This is a genomic window from Kitasatospora sp. NPDC057198, from assembly GCF_042670125.1.
In the GTDB taxonomy this organism is placed as follows: Bacteria; Actinomycetota; Actinomycetes; order Streptomycetales; family Streptomycetaceae; genus Kitasatospora.
Window position 1 is genome coordinate 1 of sequence record NZ_JBHUWH010000653.1, and the last position, 3376, is coordinate 3376.

A 3376-nucleotide genomic window follows, 5' to 3' on the forward strand; every position below is an offset into this window, starting at 1 on the left:
GATCCGGGGCGCCGGTCACTGCCCGGCCGGCCCCCACAGCCGGTCGGTGCAGCGGGCGTAGGTGTCGCGCCAGTGCGGCCAGTGGCGGGCCGTCTCGTCGTCGCAGTCGGCGAGCAGCCGGTCGACCTGCGCCGGGTCGACGCCCTCCAGCAGCCACACCAGGGCGTCGGAGGCGGACGGGCCGTCGGCGAGGCGCAGCAGGTCGAGCAGTTCGGGCAGGGTGCCGATCCGGGAGCCGGGCGGGAAGACGCCCGCCATCCGGGGCAGCAGCTGGCGCTCCTCGATCCGCAGGTGGGTCTCCACCCGGGCGGCCAGCTCCTCGACCGCGTAGGAGACCGGCCAGGCGCTGGCCGGGTCGCGGGTGGCGATGCCGACCAGGGTGGTGGTGCGGGTGAAGCACTGGTCGAGGTTGTGGTGGTCGGACTCCAGCCAGTTCAGCAGCAGCCGCAGCTCGGGCGCGAAGCGGCGCAGCAGCGGCCACAGCCGGGTGTCCTGCTGCTCGTGGTGGCAGGTGACCATGGCGGTGACGAAGTCCCAGTGCCGCTTGAGCGCCTGGGCGGACTCGTGGTCCTCGGGCTGGAGCAGCCGGAGCGCCTGCGGGATGCGGGCCAGGTCGCGCCGGACGGCGGCGTGCACCAGGCGCAGCCCGGCGAACGGGAGCAGCTCGGCCGCGGGGGCGGCGGGCGCCGCGGCCTGCCGGGCGGGGGCGCCGTCGCCCAGCGGTGCCGGGGTGGTCGCGGGGCCGACGGACAGCAGGTGACGGGACATGGCGCTCTCTTCACGACGGTCTGGGGCTGGCCGGAGCGGGGGCCGCGGTGCGGCGCCCCGGTCCAGTTCTCCGGTCCACGGCTCCAGGGTGTCCACACTCCATCAGGGGCGAATGAACGACCGATTGATGTGCAGGTCAGAGCGTTTTCCAGGCGTCCCGTAGCGGTTTTTGACGAAGTTTTACCTTCGTTCGCGGGCGATGGTTCGGATCCGGTCGGACTCAGTCGGCTTCCGGCCCGGCGGTGTTGGCGGTCAGCCACTCCAGCGTGGTGGGGATCATCTTCTTGAAGTCCGAGGTGAGGTGCTTGCCGCCGGGCTGCTCGTAGTACTCCACGGTGGTGGGGGCCTTGGCCTTGGCCACCCAGTTCTTCACCAGCCTGGTCTCGTACGCGTTGGCGCCCCCCGCGGTGGCCAGCATCCGCACGTCCGCGGTGCCGGCGCCGATCAGCTGGTCGGGGCTGTTGGCCAGGCGCTCCTGCTCGTGGCCCTTCCACAGCGGCGAGTCGGGGTTCCAGTAGCCGTCGATCGGGACGGCGGCCTTGAACACCTCGGGGTGCTGGAGCGCCAGCTTGGCGCTGCAGAACGCGCCGGTGGAGGCGCCCATCACGGCCCAGCCGTCGCGGCCCTTGACGGTGCGGAAGTTGGCCCGGACGAAGTCGGGGATGTCCTCGGCCATCCAGGTGCCGATCTTCGGCTGGCCGGGGATGTCGGCGCACTCCAGCGCCTTGGACTCGTGGGAGTCGAGGTTCTGCACCGGCATGATCATGATGAACGGGTGGGCCCGGCCCTCGGCGACCAGCTGCTGGTCGACCTCCTGGATCGGCAGCTGGTCGTCCGTCCAGGTGTTGTAGCCGGCGCTCTGCCCGCCCGCGTACAGGGTCAGCACCGGGAAGCCGGTCTTCGCGTACGCGGGGTCGTCGTACTGCGGGGGCAGCCAGACCCAGACCTTGCCGCTGACCCCGGACTTGGCGCCGGTCAGGGTGGTCATCAGGATCGGCCCGGCCTTGGTGTCGCGGGCCGTGGAGAACTGGGCGGCCGGGCCGGTCGGCATCAGCACCCGGGTCGGCTTCGGCGGCGGCGCGCTGCTCGCCGGGGCGGCGGGGCCGGTGGGGCGGTGGTCGGTGGAGATCGCCGCCCGGGCGTCGCCCGCGCCCCCGGGCGCGCCGCAGGCGGCGAGCGGGGCGGTGAGGGCGAGCAGGAGGGCGGCGGCGGCCCACGGGCGGCGGGCGGCGGGGCGGGGCTGCGGCAGCACGGTGGTCTCTCCGGGCGGAGGGCCGGCCCGGCAGCCGGGTGGAGGCCCTGGTCAGTGGGTGTCGGGAGGGCCGCGACACTGCCACCGGCACACTCCGGGTGCGGCCCCGGCCGCACGCGCTGCGGCGGTCCGGGCCTCCCGTGATCCTATGACGTGCCGTCCCCCGGAGCCGGTTGCGACGGGGCCCGCGACCCGCCGGTCGGCGGGGGTGGTTCCAGCCGGTCGGCGGGGGTGCGGGCCCGTCGCGACCGGCCCGGCGGCGGGTTTGGACGTTCCTCCGGCTGACGCGGCGCCCCGCCCCGGCGATCATGGGGGTTCCGCGCCCGGCGACCACCGGGGCCGGCGAACCACCCCGAGGAGTGTGCGCGTGTCCCAGCAGGTTGCCGTCGTCACCGGTGCGGGCAGCGGCGTGGGCCGCGCCGTGGCCCGCGAACTCGCCTCGGCCGGCTGGCGGTTGGTGCTGGCCGGGCGCCGGGCCGCCCCGCTGGCGGAGACCGCCGCCGGGCTCGGCCCGGACCGGGTGCTGGCGGTGCCCGCCGACGTCACCGACGAGGCGCAGGTGGAGGCGCTGTTCGACGCCGCGGTCGGGCACTTCGGCCGGATCGACCTGCTGTTCAACAACGCCGGGACGTTCGGCCGCCCCGCCCCGGTGGAGGAGGTGACGGCGGCCGACTGGCGGGCCGTGGTGGACCTCAACCTGACCGGCGCGTTCCTGTGCGCGCGCGCCGCGTTCCGCCGGATGAAGGCGCAGGACCCGCAGGGCGGGCGGATCGTCAACAACGGATCGGTCTCCGCCCACGCGCCGCGCCCGCACGCCGTCGCCTACACCGCGACCAAGCACGCCGTCACCGGCCTGACCCGCGCCCTGTCGCTGGAGGGCCGTCCGTACCGGATCGCCTGCGGGCAGATCGACATCGGCAACGCGGCCACCGACATGACGGCGGCGATGAGCACGGGGGTGCGACAGGCGGACGGCCGGATCGCGCCCGAGCCGACCATGGACGTCGCGGACGTGGCCCGGACGGTCCGCCACATGGCGGAGCTGCCGCTGGAGGCGAACGTGCAGTCCGTCACCGTGATGGCCACCGCGATGCCGTACGTCGGACGCGGCTGAGCGGCGCGGTCCGGGCCCGCCGCCCGGCTCACTCGTCGTGCGAGTGCCGGTAGCGCGGCCGCGGCCCGTCCGGGTCGAAGCGGTACACGCTGGTGGTGGGCCACTGCTCGCCGCGCGCCGGGTCGGGGAGTTCGGCGCGCAGCACCATCCGCAACGACGGCGGCGGCGCGCCGGGGCGGACCCGCTTGCGGTGTCCGTCCCAGCGGCCGCCGCAGAGTTCGACGTCCAGGACAGGGGTGGGG

4 protein-coding genes are annotated in these 3376 nt (G+C 75.1%); 1 reads left to right on the forward strand and 3 read right to left on the reverse strand.

All coding sequences use genetic code 11. The features are described 5' to 3' along the window. Positions 1-15 precede the first annotated feature (15 nt). Positions 16-768, reverse strand: a complete 753-nt coding sequence (locus tag ACFUEL_RS37230) for a hemerythrin domain-containing protein (protein WP_380242257.1) — start codon at positions 766-768, stop codon at positions 16-18. A 220-nt stretch (positions 769-988) separates the two neighbouring features. After that, complete coding sequence (locus tag ACFUEL_RS37235; RefSeq protein ID WP_380242259.1) at positions 989-2020, reverse strand: alpha/beta hydrolase; 1032 nt, start codon at positions 2018-2020, stop codon at positions 989-991. A gap of 367 nt (positions 2021-2387) precedes the next feature. Here ACFUEL_RS37235 and ACFUEL_RS37240 point away from each other — a divergent pair, with 367 nt between their 5' ends. Next, positions 2388-3134 (forward strand): SDR family oxidoreductase, encoded by a 747-nt coding sequence (locus tag ACFUEL_RS37240; protein ID WP_380242261.1) that lies wholly within the window; start codon positions 2388-2390, stop codon positions 3132-3134. A gap of 28 nt (positions 3135-3162) precedes the next feature. On the opposite strand, the gene ACFUEL_RS37245 is transcribed toward ACFUEL_RS37240, so the two are convergent. Further along, positions 3163-3376, reverse strand: a 214-nt coding sequence (locus ACFUEL_RS37245) for a hypothetical protein (RefSeq protein WP_380242263.1), incomplete at its 5' end; no start/stop codon positions are given.